Here is an 18,714-nt window from a genome sequence, read left to right on the forward strand (position 1 = left end):
GACCGCCATGAACCCCGAGACCGGCAGAAGGCTGAGCCCATGACCGACACTCCGGCACGACTGCTGAACCTGTTGTCGCTCCTCCAGACGCCCCGCGAATGGCCGGGCAGCGAACTCGCCGAACGGCTCGACGTCAGCCCGCGCACCATCCGCCGCGACATCGACCGGCTCCGCGACCTCGGCTATCCGGTCGAGGCCACGCGCGGCTCGGTCGGCGGCTACCGGCTGGTCGCGGGCACCGCCATGCCGCCGCTGCTCCTCGACGACGAGGAGGCGGTGGCCATCGCGGTGGGGCTGCGGGCGGGCGCCGGGCACGCCATCGAGGGGGTGGACGAGGCGTCCGTACGGGCCCTGGCCAAGCTGGAGCAGGTGCTGCCCTCCCGGCTGCGGCACCGGGTCTCCACCCTGCAGAACGCGACGATGCCGCTGACCCGGGGCGACGGCTCGACCATCGATCCGCGGACGCTGACCGTGATGGCGTCGGCGGTCACCGGGCGGGAGCGGCTGCGGTTCGCGTACCGGGCGGGCGACGGCGCCGAGACGAAGCGGGAGGCCGAGCCGTACCGGCTGGTGAGCACGGGGTGGCGCTGGTACCTCGTCGCGTACGACCTGGGGCGCGAGGACTGGCGTACGTTCCGGGTCGACCGGGTGAGCGAGCCGTTCGCGACCGGGGCCCGGTTCACGCCGCGCGAGCTGCCCACGGGGGACGCGGCGGAATTCCTCGCCGGTTCCATCGCCCGGAGTCGAGCGGAACTGACGGTCGACGTGAGCTTCGCGGCACCGGCGGAATTCGTGTCCGCGCGGCTGCCGGCCTCGCTCGGCCCGCTGGAGCCGACCGGCGAGAACAGTTGTCGGCTGCGGGCGACGTCGGCGGACTCGCTGGAGTGGGTGGCGCTCCGGCTGGCGCTGGTGGACTGCGAGTTCACCGCGCGCGAGCCGCAGCAACTGGTGGACTACTTGGGCGACCTGGGCGCCCGCCTGAGCCGCGCGGCAGCCCAGTGATGCAGCCGGGCTCGGACATGAAGAAAGATGCGGCCGGGCTCGGGCGCAAAGAAATGAGCCCCGGCGCCAGGGGGGGTGGGCGCCGGGACTCAGCTTCAGGGGGTCACGCGAAGCGACCCATTTCGGAGGTTACTGGACCAGGGCTCACGCCGCAGCGTCAAAACCCGTGTCGTGAGCCATTCGCTTCAATTCGAGCAGCGCGTGCTTCTCGATCTGCCGGATCCGCTCCCGGGTCAGCCCGTGCTGCTTGCCCACCTCGGTGAGGGTCCGCTCGCGGCCGTCCTCGATGCCGTACCGCATGCGAATGATCGACGCGGTGCGGTGGTCGAGCTTGCCGATCAGGTCCTCCAGTTCCTCGCTGCGCAGCAGCGTCAGCACCGACTGCTCGGGCGACACCGCGGAGGTGTCCTCCAACAGGTCGCCGAACTGCGTCTCGCCCTCGTCGTCCACGGACATGTTGAGGCTGACCGGGTCACGGGCCCAGTCCAGGACGTCGCTCACGCGCTCCGGCGTGGAGTCCAGCTCGGCGGCTATCTCCGTGTGCTCCGGCTCGCGCCCGTGCTCGCGGTTGAACTCGCGCTGCACCCGGCGTATCCGGCCGAGCTCCTCCACCAGGTGGACGGGGAGCCGGATCGTGCGGGACTGGTCGGCTATGGAACGGGTGATGGCCTGCCGGATCCACCACGTCGCATACGTGGAGAACTTGAAGCCCTTGGCGTAGTCGAACTTCTCGACCGCGCGCACCAGGCCGGCGTTGCCCTCCTGGATCAGGTCGAGCAGGGGGAGCCCGGCCCGCGGGTAGCGGCGGGCGACGGCAACGACGAGCCGGAGGTTGGAGCGGATGAATATGTCCTTGGCGCGCTCGCCCTCGGCGACCAGCGCCTCCAGCTCCTCGCGCGTGGCTCCGCCCGCCTCACTGTCCACCGCACCGTCGAGTATCTGCCGGGCGTAGACGCCCGCCTCGACGGCCTGCGACAGCTCGACCTCCTTTGCGGCATCGAGCAGCGGCGTACGCGCGATCTCGTCCAGGTACATGCCGACCAGGTCGCGATCGGCGATCTCTCCGCCCGCGGCGCGAACACTGCTTGCCCGGCTGGTCCCACCGGTGGCGGACGAACGACGGGCGACGGCACGGGTTGCCATGCGTGCTCCCTTGCTGAGTAGGTCGCGACACCCTTCCGGGTGCCCTGCATCCGATGGAAACAACGACTGGAATCCGGACAGAATTCCCACGCCCGGCACTCATTTTCGTGATCATGCAGTACCCTGTCCCGCCACAAGGGCACGCGAGGACTGAAAGGCCGGACAGAAGCGCAGGTCAGGCCGGGCATCGAGGACGATTCGGCGACACTCACGGACACCATGGACATCCACGGCATTACGTACGTGAGACCACGCTCACATCCGACGCTCCCCTCTCACACCCGAACGGCGGTCACCGCGATTGCGTTCCCACCCCGAAGACGGCAGACGCTCCGTTCGGGTTGCTCGGGATGTCCGGCTTGTCGGCCCCGGGCCACGGGCCGGGAGGGCCGGGAGGGCCGGGACCTCGGGTCTAGGACCCATGACCGGCTCCTGATGGGTCCGCGGTCCGTTACTCCGCACGGGCCCCGCGCCTAGCGTCGTCCCGTATGGACGACACGACGAGCACGGACGCAAGCACGGCCCCGAACGACACCATCCCGAACGACACGACCTCGAACGGCACGGGCGCGGGCGCGGGCACGGACGGCACTCGTACGGGTGCGGACGGTACTCGTACGGACGCGGGCGCGATCGGCGCCGCTGCCGACGACACCACCGGCACGCTCGACGAGGCCCTGGAGCGTCTCCACGCCTCGGGCCCCGAGCGGAACGGCTGGCTGAGCAACCACGCCCCCATGGCCGTCGAGGCGCTGGTGCGGCACGGGCAGGCCCCGGCCGTCCATCGATGGCTGGACCACTACCGCCACAAGCTGGAGGACATGCCGACGACCGCGACCCGGGTGACCTCGGAGAACTGGCGCGAGGCCCTGGGCGACCCGCGCCGGATCGCGGACTGGACCGAGTACTTCGAGCGCGAGACCGTCGAGCACCCCTGGCGGGACGTCCTCGCCGAGTGGTGGCCGCGGCTGCTTCCCGGCATCGCGGCGGGCGCCACGCACCCCGTGATCCGGGTCGGCCACTCCGTACGCACCCTGCTCGCCGGCGAGGCGACCGCGCCCCGGATCGCCGAGCTCGCCCACGGCCTCGGCTACTGGGCCGCCCGGCACCAGTCGCTGCCCGCCCTGGTACCGCTGGCGCCCGCGCCGAGCGCCGCCGCCGCGCTGGACGCGGTTCCTCCGGTGCCCGAGCAGAGCGGTGGCATCCGGGACCGGCTGGCACAGCTCACCGCGTTCCCGGTGTGGCCGCAGTGGTCCACCGGCGACCCGGACGAGGCGCGGGCCCGACTGGAGGAGCTGGTGCGGGCCTCAACCCATCGGTACGCCACGCACGGGCACGGTGAACCGATCATGCTGGTGCACGCCGCGACCGCGCCCAACGCCGTACTGCGCACCCTGCCCGCACTCCCCCGCGCGCTGTGGGCACCGAGTCTGGAGGCCGCGTGGGCGGCGAGCGCCGCGGTCACCGCCGCGTACGGACCGGCCGAGGCCACCCCGTACGAACCGGCGCACGCCTGCGCCGACGAGCTGTTCGCGCGGGCGGCGGCACACGGCGACGACCACACCATCAAGTTCACCGACACCGCGCTGGACGTCGGTGACGCGACGGCCCTCGCCGCCGCACTCCGCTCGATCGAGCTCAATCCACCGGTCCTGTGACGGGCCCGTGAGAAGCCTGCCCGCCCGTACACCGAAGGCCCCGCCCACGCCCCGAAGGCCGCCCGTACACCGAAGGCCGTCCGCACGTCGAAGGGCCGCCCCGACCCGGTCGGGGCTCAGCGGGCTCAGCCGAACTGCACCGACCGCTTCGCGAGCCCCATCCAGAACCCGTCGATGACGCTGCGGCCCCGGTCCAGCTCGCCTTCCGAGGCCCCGAGCGTCACGAAGAGCGGCGCGAAGTGCTCGGTGCGCGGGTGGGCCAGCCGGCCCGCCGGGGACTTGTTCTCGAAGTCCAGCAGGGCGTCGACGTCCTGCGCCTGGAGCGCCCGGTTCCCCCAGTCGTCGAACTCCACCGACCAGCCGGGGACACCGCCCGCGTGCCGCAGGGCGGCCAGGTTGTGGGTGAAGAACCCGCTGCCCACGATCAGAACGCCCTCGTCGCGCAGCGGCGCGAGCCTGCGTCCGATGTCCATCAGCTTCTGCGGGTCGAGCGTCGGCATGGAGATCTGGAGCACGGGAATGTCGGCGTCCGGGAACATCTCCACCAGCGGTACGTACGCCCCGTGGTCGAGCCCCCGGTCCGGGATGTCCTGGACCGGCGTACCGGCGCCGCGCAGCAGCTTGCGCACGTTCTCCGCGAGTTCCGGGGCGCCCGGGGCGGCGTACTGCACCTGGTAGTAGTGCTCGGGGAAGCCCCAGAAGTCGTAGACGAGCGGGGCGGTCTCCGTCGCTCCGAGGGCGAGCGGGGCCTCCTCCCAATGGGCGGAGACCATCAGGATCGCCCTGGGCCGGGGCAGCCCGGCGGACCATGCGGCCAGTTCACCGGGCCAGACCGGGTCGTCGGCCAGCGGTGGGGCACCGTGGGAGAGGTAGAGGGCGGGCATGCGCTCCGCGGTGACAGTCATGGCACTCCCCATCCACTGCTGATCAAGGTAAGTCTTCTGGTGGTCCATTCGAGAGGAAGCATTCTTTAAAGTTCAAGCTTCCCACTCCAGAGACCTTAGCTCTATCTAGTTCAATCTTCAAGAAAAGGTCGTACAGTGGAGTACATGACCACGGCATCCCCCGACGAGCCCCGCTGGCTCTCCGACGAAGAGCAGTGCGTCTGGCGTGCGTACCTCCACGCCACCACGCTCATGGAGGACCATCTCGACCGCCAGTTGCAACGCGATGCCGGCATGCCGCACATCTACTACGGACTGCTCGTCCAGCTCTCCCAGGCCCCCCGCCACCGCATGCGGATGACCGAGCTGGCCCGGGACGCCAAGATCACCCGCTCCCGGCTCTCGCACGCCGTCGCCCGGCTGGAGAGGAACGGCTGGGTGCGCCGCGAGGACTGCCCGTCGGACAAGCGCGGCCAGAACGCGGTCCTCACGGAGGAGGGGTACGAGATGCTGCGCCGGTCCGCGCCGGGCCATGTCAGCGCCGTGCGCCAGGCGATGTTCGACCGGCTCACACCCGAGCAGGTGCACTCACTGGGCGAGATCATGCAGGTCGTCGCCTCCGGGCTCCAGCCGGAGGGCACGGACGCGGACCTGCCGTGGCTGCGCTGAGCCCGCTGCCCGGTTGCCCCTGAGGAACCTCCCGGACACACCTCGGCCCACCGGAACAGAACACCCGGCCGGAACAGCCGTGCCCCGGTTTCCGCCCGATCGGAGACCGGAAACCGGGGCACAGTCGCGTTCACCTCACCGCTTCGCCCGCACGGACCGTCCTCGGTCAGTGGGCGACGACCGGCACCCTGAACTCGTCCTCGACGCCGTCGGCGTCACCCGAACCGGAGGCTCCGGTCGCCGGGCCCGCCGCGGGGCGCCCGGCGTTGATGAAGGTCACCGCGATCGTGGCGGCCACCAGCAGGATGCCTACGGCCCACCAGATGGCGCCGGTGAAGCCGTGCACCATCGACTGGAGCTTCAGCAGCTTCGGGTCGGTGGCACCGAGCGCGGCGTGGGAACCGGCGTACGCCGTCGCGGCCGACGCGGCGATGGTGTTCAGCAGCGCCGTACCGATCGCACCGCCCACCTGCTGCGAGGTGTTGACCATCGCGGAGGCCACACCCGCGTCCCTCGGCTCGACGCCGTGCGTGGCCAGCGACATGGCCGGCATGAACGCCGTACCCATGCCCAGCCCCAGCAGGAGCTGCGCGGGCAGGATGAGGCCGACGTAGGAGGAGCCGATCTCCAGCTGCGTCAGCAGCAGCATGCCGACGGCGGCGGTGAGGAAGCCGGGGCCCATGAGCTTGCGGGCCGGCACCCGGGTCATCAGCCGGGCGCCGATCTGGGTGGACCCCGTGATCATGCCCGCGATCATCGGGAGGAAGGCGAAGCCCGTCCTGATCGGCGAGTAGCCCTTCACGACCTGGAGGTAGTACGTCAGGAAGAGGAACAGCCCGAACATCGCGATGATGGCGAGGCCCAGCGAGAGGTAGACGCCGCCGCGGTTGCGGTCGAGCACGACGCGCAGCGGCAGCAGCGGCGACTCGACCCGGGCCTCGGTCACGGCGAACGCCAGCAGCAGTACGCCGGACGCGACGAACATGCCGACGGTCAGCCCGTCCGCCCAGCCGGCGGACTCGGCGCGGGTGAACCCGTACACCAGCGAGACCAGACCCAGCGCGGACAGGACGACGCCCGGCACGTCGAGCGGCGAACGGTTGCGGCTGCCGGCCGGCTCACGGATCACGAAGTACGCACCGGCGGCCGCGACCGCGGCGAACGGAATGTTGACGAAGAACGTCCAGCGCCAGTTCAGCACCTGGGTCAGGAAGCCGCCGAGGATCAGGCCGACGGCACCACCGCCACCGGCGATCGCACCGTAGATGCCGAACGCCTTGGCACGCTCCCTGGCGTCGGTGAACATCACGGCGAGCAGCGACAGGGCCGCCGGGGCGAGCAGCGCCCCGAAGACACCCTGGAGCGCGCGGGAGCCGAAGAGCATGGCCTGGTTCTGCGCCGCGCCGCCGAGCGCGGAGGCCAGCGCGAAGCCGATCAGACCGACGACGAAGGTCCGCTTGCGGCCCCAGAGGTCGGCGATCCTGCCGCCGAACAGCAGCAGCCCGCCGAAGGCGAGGGCGTAGGCCGTGATGACCCACTGCTTGTTGGCGTCGGAGATGTGGAGGGCCGACTGGGCGTGCGGGAGCGCGATGTTCACGATCGTGGCGTCGAGCACGACCATCAGCTGCGCAAGGGCTATGAACGCCAGCGCCTTCCAGCGGCTGGGGTCGGGGAGTCGAACATCGGCCGTTTTGGGCATGGTTATATCCACCTAAGGGCGTATAAGGACGCGAGAAGTCGTGAACCGAGAGGTCGCCGAACGGACCGATCGAGTCGAACGGAACGGGCAGGACGAGTCGAACGGGCGGACGGCGAAGGACTGGTACCGAAAGACGGATGTCGAAGAACAGGTGTCGAAGAACGAATGTCGAAGAACGGACGGACGGCCACCGGGCAACCGGGCAACCACTCGGTCGGCCAAGCAGTCGGCCGGTCAAGCCGTCGGCCGGTCAGCTACCGCTCACTGTCGGGCGGATGGAGAAAAGGGATGGTGGTCGGTGTGGCGTGGCGGACGCTCCGCCGGGCTCCCGGTCGGGACCCCGGCGCGGACGTCACGGCCGGCGCCGCAGATCCTCCAGGGTTGCGGCCGTTCCCGGCAGTTCGGACCGGGCCGGGGCCTCCAGTCCGTCCAGGAACAGCTGTAGATGGCGGTGGGCGAACCGGTCGATGTTCAGGCAGCCGGTGCCGGGCAGCGGCCGGGTGAGCTGGGAGAGGGCGACCATGACGTCACCGACGGCGATGTCGGTGCGCAGGCGCCCCGCGGACATGGCGCGCGTCACGAGCCCCTCGACGGCCTCTTCGAGGCGTCGGCGCTCGGCGAGCAGGTCGGGGTGGTTCTTGTCGAAACTGCCGGACAGCATCGGGCACAGCGCCCCGATCCGTTCGTCGGCCGCGGCGTGCGCGAAACGGCTGAGCGCGACGAAGGTGTCGGCCTCCTCGGCCGCCGCCTCCTCCGCACGATCGGTGGTCCGGGAGGTGACGGCGAGCACGACCTCGTGCGTCAGCGCGGCGCGATCGGGGAAGTTCCGGTAGAGCGTGGCGTTGCCGACGCCGGCGCGCCTGGCGATCTCGTCGAGCGGCACATCCGGCCCGAACTCGACGAACATCTCGCGCGCGGCCGTCACGATCCGTTCCCGGTTGCGCAACGCGTCGGCCCGCGGACGGGGTGTCCGGGACTGCGCCGTTCCGGCGGTGGTGCGAGTGACGGTGTCCACGGCGACTGCCCCCTTTCTTCCGGTCTTCGTCTTCTCTGCGTCTCCCTGGACGGCCCCCGCCCCAACCGGAGACCTTCTCCCCGTTTCGCGGGGACACCGATGCAAACGGGGAAGGACTCCCCGGTTATTTCCACACCTGAATGTGAGACGGATCACCCCATGGAATCGGGAAATCAGCCGAACGGCGCACCCAGCGAGCGGCCCCGCACCGCCCGTCACAGGCTGATCCGCAGAGCGCAGTCAGGGCCGGCCGGCTGCCGCGGACCCCGAGGCGCCTGTATGCAAAAACCCCGCCACCGGATACGCAGGCATCGCCGCCCGATCGTGCTCGGCTCGGCAACGGCCCTGGTCATAGCGGCAATGGCCACGGCCAGCAACACTCTGCCGATAACCGGCCGGGCCTCCGCGGGCCCGGCGGCCAGCGCCCGTTCGGCGGGCATAGCCCCCTGTCGAATATCCGCGACCGCGGGCGTGCAGATGTCGGAGGGCATACCGACCCCGGCGGGCTACGCCCGCTCCACCGGCAAGATCCGCGCCCTCAACCTGATGATCGACTTCCCGGACGCACCGGGCACCGAACCGGCGATGGACCGGTACGCAGAATTCTTCCCGCAGACCACCAAATGGTTCCGGACCAGCTCGTACGGCCGGCTGACCTACACCCCCGAAGCCCCCGTGAAGTCCTGGCTGCGGATGCCACTGCCGTTCTCGGAGTACGGGGTGGACCGCGGCTCACCGTACGAACCGGGCTACCGCCACCTCGTCCAGGACATCGTCGCCGCCGCCGATCAGAAGGTGGACTTCGCCGCGTACGACCTGGTCAACATCCTGGTCACGCCGAACGCCGGACCCTCCGCCCTGGACACCGTCCTGTCCGTGACCTTCTCCGGCAACGACGACGCCCCGCGGGCGGACGGGGTTCCGCTCTCCAACACGTCCTTCATCTACAGCCGTCAGGACGACGGCTCGGGCTCGTTCGAACAGACCGGATACCGCGTCCTGCCCCACGAGAACGGCCATGTCTTCGGCCTTCCCGACCTGTACACCCTGGAGGGCGGCGGTGCCGTCGGGCACTGGGACATCATGTCCGAGGACTGGGGGGCCGACAACGATCTGCTGGGCTGGCACAAGTGGAAGCTCGGCTGGCTGGACAACAAGCAGATCAGCTGCGCCGCGAGGTCCGGCACCAGCGAACACGTGCTCCGCCCGCTGGCCACCCGGGGCGGCACGAAGCTGGCGTTCGTACCGCTGAGCAGCAAGTCCGGGTACGCGGTGGAGGTACGGACCCGGGCGGGCAACGACCACGCGATCTGCCGGCCGGGCGTGCTGATCTACAAGGTGAGCTCGGACGTGGACACCGGGCAGGGCCCGGTGTCCGTCGCGGACAGCACCAAGGACAGCAGCGGCTGCACCCGTCTGCCCAACGTGCACACCGAACTGTCCGACGCCGCCTTCCGGCCCGGCGATAGCTTCACCGACCGGACCAACGGAATCCGCATATCCGTGATCGACAAGAACAGCGACGGGAACTACCGGGTCCGGATCACCCGCCCCTGACCGGATCAGCTCGCGGACGGAGACGCGGACGAAGAGGCGGACGAAGACGGAGATGCGGGCGAAGACGAAGACGGCGACAGCGACGGCACCGGCGAGGAAGACGGTGCCGACACGCGCGCGGCAGCAGCGACGAGATCCGCCAGACGCTCCTCACCGATGGCCTTGGAGGCCGTCGAGGCGATCCGGCCGTTCGGGTCGATGACGAGGGTGACGGGGAGCCCCTGCGTGCTCAGCAATCCCTTGGGCAACGTGAGGAGGTGCTTCCCGACGGGGTCGAGGAGGCTGGGGTACGAGATGTCGTGCCTGTCGATGAAGGCACGGGCCGCGCCGGCGGAGCTGTCCCGGTTCAGTCCCAGGACGACGACGTCCCGGCCCTTCGTCTTCCGGTGGTACCGCTCCAGCATCGGGATCTCCTTGCGGCAGGGCTCGCACCAGGAGGCCCACGAGTTGACCACGACCGTCTTCCCCGCGTAGTCGGAGAGGCTGATCGGCCTGCCGTCGACATCGGCACCGATGAGGGACGGCGCGGCGGGACGCTGCGGAAGGTCGATCATGAGGGTCCCGTCCTTGTGACGGTGATGACCCCGGGGAGTTCCCGGGTCGCCTCCGGACACGATCATGCCTATGACGGCCGCAGCACAAACGATGGCGGCCAGGAGGGGAATGAAGGGGTGTTTCATGGGGGGTCCTTGGGGTTCCTTGAGGGATCCTTCTAGGCAGCGGAGCAACCGGCCCAGCAACTGGGGGCATCGAACGGCCGCCCCGAAGGAACCGCCCGCCTCCCACCGACGTACCGCCCCGCGCCCGCACCCGGCGACCGCGGACAGCAGCACCCACGCGGACGTTCACGGCCGTTCGCCGACGGTCACGCGCGAACCGGCGGCCACATGCGAACCGGCAGCCACATCGGGGGCACCCCGGAAACTCCGGCGCGGCAAGTCATGCTGAATTACCCCCGTTTGTACTGAACAACGGCGCTTGCTGGTCATTCAGAACGGTACGCCCACCCTCAACTGCCCTCGCAGGCCCCTCCCTTGTAAACATGCACCCCACCCGCCCCAGGTTGCCTCGCCCCCGAAACATCCCCGCCCAAACCACATCAGCCCCAACCGCACCAGCGCATCAAGCCCCCTTCCCTTGCCTCTCCCTCCTCCCCCTTCTCTTTCCCCTCTCCTCGCTGAAGCGGCGCCCTCCTCGCTGAAGCAGCGTCCCGACGCTTCAGCGGCTGACCGGGGGTTTCGGCCACGGCGTGCCCTCGGCCGCCGCATCCAGGAGATCGCCCAGGCGCAGCCATGCGGCCGGTCCGGAGTAAGTGGCCGGACAGCTCGCGAACCGGTCCCACGCGCCCTGGTCGGATCCGAGCGATTCGCGCACCAGCGAGACCACCGACGGATGGGCGTTCCCGTAGCCACCGCCCCGGGCACGCAGCGCCGACCAGGCCGGCAGGGCACGTACGAGTTCCGGCCCGGTGTCCGGTCCGGCCAGGATCAAGCGGGTCCAGGACTCGCGCCAGGACGGCGCGCCGCCCAGATACCGGCGAAGGCCGGCGGTGAGGCGGAGGAGCGCCTCGTCAGGGGCGCTGTGCCGGCGCAGTACGCCTTCGAAGTCCTCGTCGGACCGGCAGGAACCCGCAGCAAAGGCAAGGAGTGCCTTTTCCACCAGGGAATCGTCACCGGCGTGCCGGCCCAGGTACTCCTCCAGGGCCTGTGCCGGGATGTCGGCCAGTGCGCGTACGGTCACCTCGTCCGGCGCGCCGAGCGCGGTGCGGCGGCGATCCGCGCCGGTGGCCGGTGGCGGGTCGGCGAGGACGCGCTGGATGGTGTCGAGAATTTCCTCAAGCCGGCGTCGTTGGTCGTAACGCGACTGGAAGGCGTGGTGACGGTCGCCCAGCCAGGTGCGCACCTGCTGGACGACGGGGCGGACCGCGGCCTTGACGTCCTCGGTGACCGCCGGAAGGTGGAGGAGCATGTCCCGCACCCAGGCCACCTTGTCCGGATCGGCGGCCGAGTAGCGGTCGGCGGACTCCCAGTAGGGGAGGGCTCGGGCGGCCGTCTCCGCGAAGTCGGTGGCGAGGCCGGCGAGGGTCCCGGCCGAGGCCGACCACTCGGCCTGCCGATAACCGTCCTTGGCCTGGGCGGGGTTGAGGATGTGGCGCCAGGTGCCGGACGCGGCATGCTGCACCCAGGTGACAGGAGCACGGCTCCACAGGTCGAGCAACGTGGTGCTCTTGCGGTCCAGGCAGTGGTGGAAGTGGGCGCGTTCCTCGTCCGTCAGAGAGGCCAGTTCGGCGGCGAAGCGGTCCAGGATCTGCTGCTCGTCCGCTCCGTCGCGGCGCATGCGAGAGCCCTGGGCCAGCAGGATCTGGAAGTCGAAGCGCTTGAGGTCGGCCGCAGCCAGTTCGGTCAGCAGTTCCGGCTCGACCGCCCAGGGCAGGTTGCCGAGCAACTGGTCGTGAATCGGCCGCTCGGCATCGGTGCCGTCGGCCCATTCCACGAAGTTCCGGTGCCGGTCGGGTTGCCGTTCGAGTATCTGGCGCCACATGGTCCGCCACGCCTCGTGGGCCCGCCTGTGCCTGTCCAGCCAGTTTGCTACGTCCCCGCCTTCCGAGTCGCCGGGATCAGGGGCCGTGGGAAGCATGTCGCGAGCCGCCTCGAACACCGCATCGTGCAGCGGGCCCTGCCTGAGCATCACCTGCGCCGGAGTCGGTTTCTCCAGGAGTTGAGAGCTCATGGGCGGCGGCGTACCGCCGAGCGCGCGCACCGCCCCGGCCACCGCCGTGGCCAGCCGTTCCTCGGCGCATGGGCTGCCGAGCCGGGCCAACTGCTGTGGGGTGCACCGCTTCAGAGCCCTGTCGCGCAGGTCGGTCGTACAGGAGGGGTGTCCCAGCGCACGTGCGGCCAGAGTCGGCCGACGGCCGAAGAAGTACGGTTCCCCCTCGGCCTCCAGACCCGCCGCCACGGCCGCATCCAGGAGCCACACAGGTGCCTCCTCGGCCAGCGGGCCCGTCAGCAGGGCTTCAGCGAGGGCGGAGCGATCGGCTCGGGACGTGGCCGATCGGACCTGCTGCACGGCCAGTCGCACGACGGGGTCGTCCGCGCCGCGGCCGGTCATCGCCGTGAGGAGGAATTCGGGCGGTAGCACGGCGGCGGAGCTCGGGCCGGTCACGAGAGGTCCCTCCATCGAGGCTTGCTGGTGTGCTTACGAACAGCATGTTCGCGCACGGCACTGACAGAGGAGGTCTTCGCGGTCGACGCTGCCGGGGCCGCCGGACTTCGGACTTCGGGCGAAGGTCTTCCCGCGCCCGGCAAGCCGCCTTTTCCAAAAAGCCGAGCACTTGTCATGTCCATCATCTTCCCAAGGGGCCTACCAATCAGTAATTACCGGGGGTGACACCGACTTCTGGAGGTTCCGTGCCCCACACCAGACCATGGCTGAGGACTTGTGCCGTCGCAGCCGTCGCGGCCCTGTCCCTCGGCGCGCTCACCGCCCCTCCGCGAGCGCCGCCCGCACCACCGGTACCACTGGCGTCACCGCCACCACCGGCACCGCCGTGGCTGCATCCACGCCGCTTCCCGCGGGCCTGGAGGAGATCCGGAAGACCGAGGCCACCGCGCTGTACGGCAGCCCGGAGGAACGGCCGATGGCCGAGCGGAAGACTTCGCTCGTGTCGATCGGCGACTCGGAGATCTCCGGCGAGGGCGCGGGCGCGTACTGGCCGGGCACCGACGGCCCGACGAACTGGTGCCACCGTTCGCAGAACGCCGCCATCTACCGCACCGGCGTCCCGGCTGGCCTCCCCGCGAACATCTCCTGCTCGGGCAGCGGCCACGTACCACGTCAAGATCGGCGGTACGAAGCAGTACGCCGATCAGCTCGTCCAGAGCGACCACCTCGCGGTCAAGGCCCGCAACACCCGGGTCAAGATGGTGGTCGTGGCCGTCGGCGCCAACGACGACATCCAGTTCGGGCCGGTGATGACGGACTGCGTGGAGCGCTGGGTGTTCTCCAAGGGCACGTGCGAGCCGGCCTACGCGCCGGGCCGGCAGGCCCGCGTGGACGGCATGGTGCCGAAGGTGGCGGCCACCGTCACCGACCTCAAGAAGGTCATGCGCGACCCCGGGTACGCGGACGACGCCTACAAGCTCGTCCTGATGAGCGACTCGTCACCGATCACCCCCGACATGCAGGACAGCCCGAACTTCCCCGGGAAGCTCCCCGGCGGCTGCCTCGGCTACGACTCCGACGCGGCATGGGGCCACAACACGGCCGTCCCCGCCTTCGAGCGCGGCATCCGCAAGGCGGCCCAGCTCTCCGGCGCCTCCTACCTGGAGGCCTCCCGCCTGTTCCACGGGCACGAGGTGTGCACGGATTCCACCTGGGCGCGCGGCTTCTTCTACAGCGGCGCGTTCCCGCCGGACGAGAACTCCGTCCGGCAGTCGTACCACCCCAACGCCGCCGATCAGGCGCGTTCGCGGCGTGCTTCACCCAGTTCTACGCCTCCGGTCTGCGGGAGGCCTCGTGCGCCGACCCCGCCTCCACCAACACCCCGAAGCTCTACGCCGGCGCGTGGGACGACATGTTCAAGCCGATCAGGAACGAGGCCACCGGCCAGTGCCTGGACACCGCCGGGGCTCCTCGCGCAACTGCACGGCCGTCGTGGGCTGGGACTGCCACGGGGGCCGCAACCAGATCTGGTGGTACGACCCGGAGCGGGGATCGATCCACGTCGGCCTGTCCCACGACTGGTGCCTCGACTCCCGTGACATCGCCGCCCCTACCGCCGCCGTCCTGTGGGACTGCCACGGCGGCACGAACCAGAAGTGGACCAGGCCCGCGGACGGCACGATACGACCGGCGACCGCGAACGGCCTGTGCCTGACGCAACCGGTCGCGAACAAGGCCGTGGCCCTCCAGCCCTGCAACGGCTCGGCCGCCCAGCGCTTCGCGTGACCGCGTAACCGCGTAACCGCGTAACCGCGTAACCCCACCCGCGCAAAGAGGCCCCGGCATCGGAAGGACCACTCCGGGGGCCTTCCCGGGCCCTCGTGCCGCCTTTCCGTACCGCCTTTCCGTACCGCCGTGACGCCTTCCGTACCGCGCCACAACGTCGCAACGCCCTGCCGCCTCCCGTACCGCCGTACCGCCGTGACGCCGCCCCGGGCCCCGCCGTCACCCGGTTGCACCAGCAGCAGCGGTGGCGCGGCGGTCGCGTCCATAGCGTTCGGAGGTCAGCAGGATTGGCCTTCGAAGGAGCCGGGACATGAGCGACGATCCGATCCACGCCGAGCTCGACAAGCGGGCCGCGGCCGCCTACCACTGCACCGCCACGGTGGAGTACCTGCAGAACGTGCCGGCCGTGCACAACCGCAAGGACACGATCACTCCCGAGAAGTGACACAGGGGCCGCAGCACGGACCGCCCCCGCACGGGTCTGGGCGGTGCTCTGCGGCCCCGGCGGCGCTCCACGACCTCGACGGTCTTCACGGCTTCGCGTCGGCGCCCGCCGGCAGGCAGGGGCGCCAGCCCTGAAGGACGAGCGGCCGGACACCCCCGATCGGACACCCTGACCGGACGTCCTGATCGGACACCTCCACCGGACACCCCGGCCGGACACGCCGGCCGGGCACCACCGCCGTCACGCGCCGCGCGGCCCCGGCTGACCGGCGGGCGCGTTCCGGGCGGCCGGTGCTTGGTTGATCTCCAACAGCATGGGGAAAGTGCCGACCGCGTCGAGAGCCATGGAAAGTTCAGCGATGATCTTCGGGTCGTCCAGGGGCCCTCGCAGGAACTCCTCCAGCCGGTGCATGCGGTAGCGGACCGTGTTCTGGTGACAGAACAGACGGCGGCCCGCTTCGGCCGCCGACCCATGGGCCTCCAGCCATCCACGGGCGGTGGCCAGGAGTGTGGTGCGGTCCTCCTCCGGCAGGGAAAGGACACCGCCGAGGATGCGCTGCACGGCGCGCTGGGTCGTCTCCAGGTTGTTCATCACCAGCTCGGTCAGCGGTGTGTCGTCGAGCTGGCGCACCGCCGCGCTGTCGGCGGTGAGCGACTGCACGGCGACCTGGGCGTAGCGAAGGGCGCGGCTCGTCTGGTCGAGCCGCTCGTAGAGCGGGCTGACGCCCACGCGGTTGGTCGCGACGGCACGTACGGCGTCGAGGATCTCCTCCGCCGACTGCCGGGGCGGGCAGGAGAGCACCCCGATCTCTGAACCGGGCTGTGCCCGCCATGCGTGGCCCACGTCGAGCGCGCGCAGTCGCCGGTCCAGCCCCGGAAGGGGCGATTCGCCGCTGGCCGGGACATCCGCCGCCACGACGAGGAACCGTCCCTGGAAAGGGAAGTCGAGCATGCGTGCGACCTCCCACACGGTGTCGCTGCTCAGGGAGGGCCCGTCGATGAGTTCGGAGACCAGGGCGGAGCGCCTGCGGTCCGTCTCCACCATCCGTTCCGCGCAGGTCTCGCGGTAGGCGTCGGTGAGGGCCGACGAGTAGACGTCCGCCAGCTCCCAGATGTGCGAAGCGGAGTCCAGGAGCGCGTCGGGTGCGCCGCCGCCCGCTTCCCGTGCCGCGTCGAGGAGTTGCTCCCAGAAGTACCGGAAGCAGATCCGGTAGGAGCGCAGGACTTCCGGCAACGGGGCGTTCTGCAGGGCTCGTTTGCGGCCGGTTTCCGTGGGGCCGACCAGGTCGACCGTCGACGAGGTGTGGTCGGTGAGGTGTTTGAGGATGTAGGAGACATTGAGCCGCATCGAGGCGTGCAGGTCTTCGGGGCCCACGACCATGGACCGGTAGAACTCAATGTTCTCGTAGGTGAGTTGCGACATGGCCGAGGCGATGGAATCGAGTCTGGGCGTCAGGGTCTCGGCGAGTTCGGCCACTAGGAGGCGCGGTTCTGTCGTGGACACAGGGCGAGCCTAGAACAACCGGAGCCAGGCCCTTCTCACAACGGCCGAAACATTGACGAGGTCGTTGTCGGCGGCTACAGAGGTCCCTGTAGGCGCCGACATGGTGTGCGGCATCCGGCAGCTGTGAGGATCGCAGTGTCGAGACCGACGTGCGCGCATGAAAGCGGAATGACGTGAGCAATCTCTTCACTGCCCTGACCGAAGCGGCCAAGCGGTACCCCCAGCGACCGGCGCTGCGGATCGATGGGACAGCCCTGACCCTGCTCGAACTGGACGAGCTCAGCGCCCGTGTCACCGGTGGTCTGCTGGCTCACGGCGTGCGTCCCGGCGACCGGGTGGAGATGACGATGCCCGGCGTCCCTGCCTTTCCCGTCCTGTACTTCGGAGCGCTGCGCGCCGGAGCGGTCGTCGTCGCGGCAGCACCCCGGACCCGGCCCACGGCGGTACGACCGCGCGATGATGCTCGCGGTGCCCGTCTGGTGTTCGCCCCGCCCGAGGCCCGGCATGTCGCAGGCGAAGAGCCGAGCGACACGGCCGTCGTCCGGGTGGGCCCCGACTTCCTCGACCAGGTGGCGTTCTGGCCCCAGCACCCTGGTGTCGTCCACCGCGAGGACGACGACGTCGCGGTCGTGGTCGACTCCGCCGGCCGGGGGCGGGGAGCCCGGCACGACACGTACACCCACGGAGCGGCCCGCGAAGAGGCGGCAGCCGCCGCCAAGGCACTTCCCACGGCCGCTGCGGACGGCACTGCCCGGCCCGCACCGGGCTCCTGCCCGGCTCGACGACGCCGGGGCCACCACGCGGTCGACCTTGCCGGAACGTATCTGTTCATGCCGCACGTCCACACTCCTGAGACCGCCCCCGGTGAGTACGACGATTCGGCGGCAGGGCCGCTCACCCCCGCGGCCGGGAGCAGTTGCTGATGCTGTGGCGACTGGTCCTGACGGCGCTCAAGGACGAGACCCTGGACGAGGCCCAGCGTGTGGCGATCGTGGCCCGCGGAGCCGCCCAGCTGGCCGCCCATCGCCTTCCCGAAGGACAACAGCCCACTTGCGACGACGTCATGAGAGTGGCCTTCGAGGAGTTCGCACTCGTGCTCAACGCCACCCAGGCGCGTACGGCCCTTCACCAACAGGGGTGGTGAGCGGACGCCCCGGACACCTTGCCCACCACCAGAACCAGAACGGACGCTGCCCTGCCCGAACCGCCCCCTCGGCCCCCCTCAGCCCCACTCGGACCGCCCCCTCGGCCCGCCCGCGCCGAGCCACGATCCGGCGCGGGTGCGCTTCCACCGGTGACCGTCGGGGGCCGGCGATGATCCGAGGAGGGCAGCGGATCCCCAGGTCAGAAGCACGCCACGCACGCGCGGCCGCGTTCGGCGCCTATGGAGGAGACCTCTCCGAGCCCGATCCGCTAGGCTGTCAGCGGCAAGCCCCGCCTTCGTAGCTCAGGGGATAGAGCACCGCTCTCCTAAAGCGGGTGTCGCAGGTTCGAATCCTGCCGGGGGCACAGCAGAACAGCAGGTCAGAAGCCCTTCCGTCCGGTGGACGGAAGGGCTTCCTGCTTACAGGGCCGCGGGCGTGTCTCCGGGGCTGCGGGTCCGGGCGGTGGATGCGGGGTCGGGGGCGGGGGGCACGTTTGTCGGCAGGGTGCCCACGGAGTCCGCGTAGTAGACCGACTCCGCCAGGTGGAAGGCGAGTTGGCGGAAGGTCCACCCCGTTCCGGGTGAGTGGTCGAGCTGGTCGGGGGGCAGGGTGTCCAGGCGGTTCGCCCAGATTCTGGCCAGCCGGGTGAGTCGGCTGCGGGCCTCGTCGAGGTCGGCCGCGGTGAAGGGAGCGAGGTCGGCCGCGGTGGTGGTCGCCGAGGCGTGCCAGTGGTCGGGCTGGGTCTCCTCGCCGACGAGTCGGGCCTCCAGCTCCGCGAGGTGGTCGATCATGTGGTCGGCGACGCGGCGGATCGCCTTGTGCGGGGTGTAGATCCGGTCACCGGCGGAGACGGGGCGGCCGTCCCATGCGGTCCAGGTCTCGGCGAGGGCCAGGACGTGGTCGACCATGGCCGTCACGAGCTGCGCGGGGTCGCGGCCGTCCGTCGCCGGGACCTCTTCGGGGGTCCCGGGGCTGGTGGGGGCGTCTGGTGCGTCGGTGTCGAGTGCGTACTTCGGGTCCGTCATGGCTCGACGCTAGGGCCGG

General features: G+C 70.4%; 15 protein-coding genes, 1 tRNA gene and 1 pseudogene. 9 read left to right on the forward strand and 8 right to left on the reverse strand.

Annotated elements, in window-relative coordinates:
* Positions 1-39 precede the first annotated feature (39 nt).
* Positions 40-1,002, forward strand: coding sequence for a helix-turn-helix transcriptional regulator (locus ACWCXX_RS13645; protein WP_451126651.1), 963 nt, complete (start codon positions 40-42; stop codon positions 1,000-1,002).
* Between the two features lie 144 nt (positions 1,003-1,146).
* Here the strand turns inward: ACWCXX_RS13645 and ACWCXX_RS13650 are convergent, their stop codons facing one another.
* Positions 1,147-2,145: a sigma-70 family RNA polymerase sigma factor gene (locus ACWCXX_RS13650; protein ID WP_451126653.1), complete on the reverse strand. Its 999-nt coding sequence runs from the start codon at positions 2,143-2,145 to the stop codon at positions 1,147-1,149.
* Between the two features lie 488 nt (positions 2,146-2,633).
* Between ACWCXX_RS13650 and ACWCXX_RS13655 the strand changes: the two genes are divergently transcribed.
* A complete protein-coding gene (locus tag ACWCXX_RS13655) occupies positions 2,634-3,803 on the forward strand; it encodes a questin oxidase family protein (RefSeq protein WP_451126655.1) in 1,170 nt (389 codons plus the stop codon).
* A 125-nt stretch (positions 3,804-3,928) separates the two neighbouring features.
* Here the strand turns inward: ACWCXX_RS13655 and ACWCXX_RS13660 are convergent, their stop codons facing one another.
* Positions 3,929-4,708 (reverse strand): dioxygenase family protein, encoded by a 780-nt coding sequence (locus tag ACWCXX_RS13660; protein WP_451126657.1) that lies wholly within the window; start codon positions 4,706-4,708, stop codon positions 3,929-3,931.
* Between the two features lie 135 nt (positions 4,709-4,843).
* Here ACWCXX_RS13660 and ACWCXX_RS13665 point away from each other — a divergent pair, with 135 nt between their 5' ends.
* Entirely contained in the window at positions 4,844-5,356 is a 513-nt protein-coding gene (locus tag ACWCXX_RS13665; protein ID WP_451126658.1) for a MarR family winged helix-turn-helix transcriptional regulator, read from the forward strand.
* 166 nt (positions 5,357-5,522) lie between these two features.
* On the opposite strand, the gene ACWCXX_RS13670 is transcribed toward ACWCXX_RS13665, so the two are convergent.
* Positions 5,523-7,055 carry an MFS transporter gene (locus ACWCXX_RS13670; RefSeq protein ID WP_451126660.1) on the reverse strand — a complete coding sequence of 511 codons (1,533 nt, stop codon included), beginning with the start codon at positions 7,053-7,055 and terminating at the stop codon, positions 5,523-5,525.
* 352 nt (positions 7,056-7,407) lie between these two features.
* Positions 7,408-8,070 carry a TetR/AcrR family transcriptional regulator gene (locus tag ACWCXX_RS13675; RefSeq protein WP_451126661.1) on the reverse strand — a complete coding sequence of 221 codons (663 nt, stop codon included), beginning with the start codon at positions 8,068-8,070 and terminating at the stop codon, positions 7,408-7,410.
* 279 nt (positions 8,071-8,349) lie between these two features.
* Here ACWCXX_RS13675 and ACWCXX_RS13680 point away from each other — a divergent pair, with 279 nt between their 5' ends.
* Entirely contained in the window at positions 8,350-9,627 is a 1,278-nt protein-coding gene (locus ACWCXX_RS13680; RefSeq protein WP_451126663.1) for a M6 family metalloprotease domain-containing protein, read from the forward strand.
* A gap of 5 nt (positions 9,628-9,632) precedes the next feature.
* On the opposite strand, the gene ACWCXX_RS13685 is transcribed toward ACWCXX_RS13680, so the two are convergent.
* Both ACWCXX_RS13685 and ACWCXX_RS13690 read right to left on the reverse strand, forming a co-directional pair.
* Positions 9,633-10,181: a TlpA family protein disulfide reductase gene (locus ACWCXX_RS13685; RefSeq protein ID WP_451126665.1), complete on the reverse strand. Its 549-nt coding sequence runs from the start codon at positions 10,179-10,181 to the stop codon at positions 9,633-9,635.
* 664 nt (positions 10,182-10,845) lie between these two features.
* The gene (locus ACWCXX_RS13690) at positions 10,846-12,792 is read right to left on the reverse strand and encodes a hypothetical protein (RefSeq protein WP_451126667.1); all 1,947 of its coding nucleotides are present in this window, start codon (positions 12,790-12,792) and stop codon (positions 10,846-10,848) included.
* A gap of 262 nt (positions 12,793-13,054) precedes the next feature.
* Between ACWCXX_RS13690 and ACWCXX_RS13695 the strand changes: the two are divergent.
* Together ACWCXX_RS13695 and ACWCXX_RS13700 are read left to right on the forward strand one after the other, a co-directional pair.
* Positions 13,055-14,577, forward strand: a pseudogene (locus tag ACWCXX_RS13695) (ricin-type beta-trefoil lectin domain protein).
* 310 nt (positions 14,578-14,887) lie between these two features.
* Positions 14,888-15,022, forward strand: a complete 135-nt coding sequence (locus ACWCXX_RS13700; RefSeq protein WP_451126669.1) for a hypothetical protein — start codon at positions 14,888-14,890, stop codon at positions 15,020-15,022.
* Positions 15,023-15,262: 240 nt separating this feature from the next.
* Here ACWCXX_RS13700 and ACWCXX_RS13705 read toward each other — a convergent pair whose 3' ends face one another.
* Positions 15,263-16,525, reverse strand: a complete 1,263-nt coding sequence (locus ACWCXX_RS13705) for a PucR family transcriptional regulator (protein ID WP_451126671.1) — start codon at positions 16,523-16,525, stop codon at positions 15,263-15,265.
* 173 nt (positions 16,526-16,698) lie between these two features.
* On the opposite strand from ACWCXX_RS13705, the gene ACWCXX_RS13710 reads away from it, so the two are divergent.
* The 3 genes from ACWCXX_RS13710 to ACWCXX_RS13720 all read left to right on the forward strand — a co-directional run bounded on the left by ACWCXX_RS13710 (position 16,699) and on the right by ACWCXX_RS13720 (position 18,034).
* Positions 16,699-17,448 (forward strand): AMP-binding protein, encoded by a 750-nt coding sequence (locus ACWCXX_RS13710; protein WP_451126673.1) that lies wholly within the window; start codon positions 16,699-16,701, stop codon positions 17,446-17,448.
* The gene (locus tag ACWCXX_RS13715; protein ID WP_451126675.1) at positions 17,448-17,669 is read left to right on the forward strand and encodes a hypothetical protein; all 222 of its coding nucleotides are present in this window, start codon (positions 17,448-17,450) and stop codon (positions 17,667-17,669) included. The genes ACWCXX_RS13710 and ACWCXX_RS13715 overlap by 1 nt, the downstream gene beginning before the upstream one ends.
* Positions 17,670-17,961: 292 nt before the next feature.
* A tRNA-Arg gene (locus ACWCXX_RS13720) sits at positions 17,962-18,034 on the forward strand.
* Positions 18,035-18,089: 55 nt separating this feature from the next.
* Here the strand turns inward: ACWCXX_RS13720 and ACWCXX_RS13725 are convergent.
* Entirely contained in the window at positions 18,090-18,695 is a 606-nt protein-coding gene (locus ACWCXX_RS13725; RefSeq protein ID WP_451126677.1) for a hypothetical protein, read from the reverse strand.
* Positions 18,696-18,714 lie beyond the last annotated feature (19 nt).

The organism is Streptomyces sp. NPDC001732 (genome assembly GCF_053596315.1).

Bases quoted from the DNA above. Each gene is read 5' to 3' on its own strand.
- ACWCXX_RS13645 (WP_451126651.1), top strand. From the start codon at position 40: ATGACCGACACTCCGGCACGACTGCTGAACCTGTTGTCGCTCCTCCAG.
- ACWCXX_RS13650 (WP_451126653.1), bottom strand. From the start codon at position 2,145: ATGGCAACCCGTGCCGTCGCCCGTCGTTCGTCCGCCACCGGTGGGACC.
- ACWCXX_RS13655 (WP_451126655.1), top strand. From the start codon at position 2,634: ATGGACGACACGACGAGCACGGACGCAAGCACGGCCCCGAACGACACC.
- ACWCXX_RS13660 (WP_451126657.1), bottom strand. From the start codon at position 4,708: ATGACTGTCACCGCGGAGCGCATGCCCGCCCTCTACCTCTCCCACGGT.
- ACWCXX_RS13670 (WP_451126660.1), bottom strand. From the start codon at position 7,055: ATGCCCAAAACGGCCGATGTTCGACTCCCCGACCCCAGCCGCTGGAAG.
- ACWCXX_RS13680 (WP_451126663.1), top strand. From the start codon at position 8,350: ATGCAAAAACCCCGCCACCGGATACGCAGGCATCGCCGCCCGATCGTG.
- ACWCXX_RS13685 (WP_451126665.1), bottom strand. From the start codon at position 10,181: ATGATCGACCTTCCGCAGCGTCCCGCCGCGCCGTCCCTCATCGGTGCC.
- ACWCXX_RS13700 (WP_451126669.1), top strand. From the start codon at position 14,888: ATGAGCGACGATCCGATCCACGCCGAGCTCGACAAGCGGGCCGCGGCC.
- ACWCXX_RS13715 (WP_451126675.1), top strand. From the start codon at position 17,448: ATGCTGTGGCGACTGGTCCTGACGGCGCTCAAGGACGAGACCCTGGAC.
- ACWCXX_RS13725 (WP_451126677.1), bottom strand. From the start codon at position 18,695: ATGACGGACCCGAAGTACGCACTCGACACCGACGCACCAGACGCCCCC.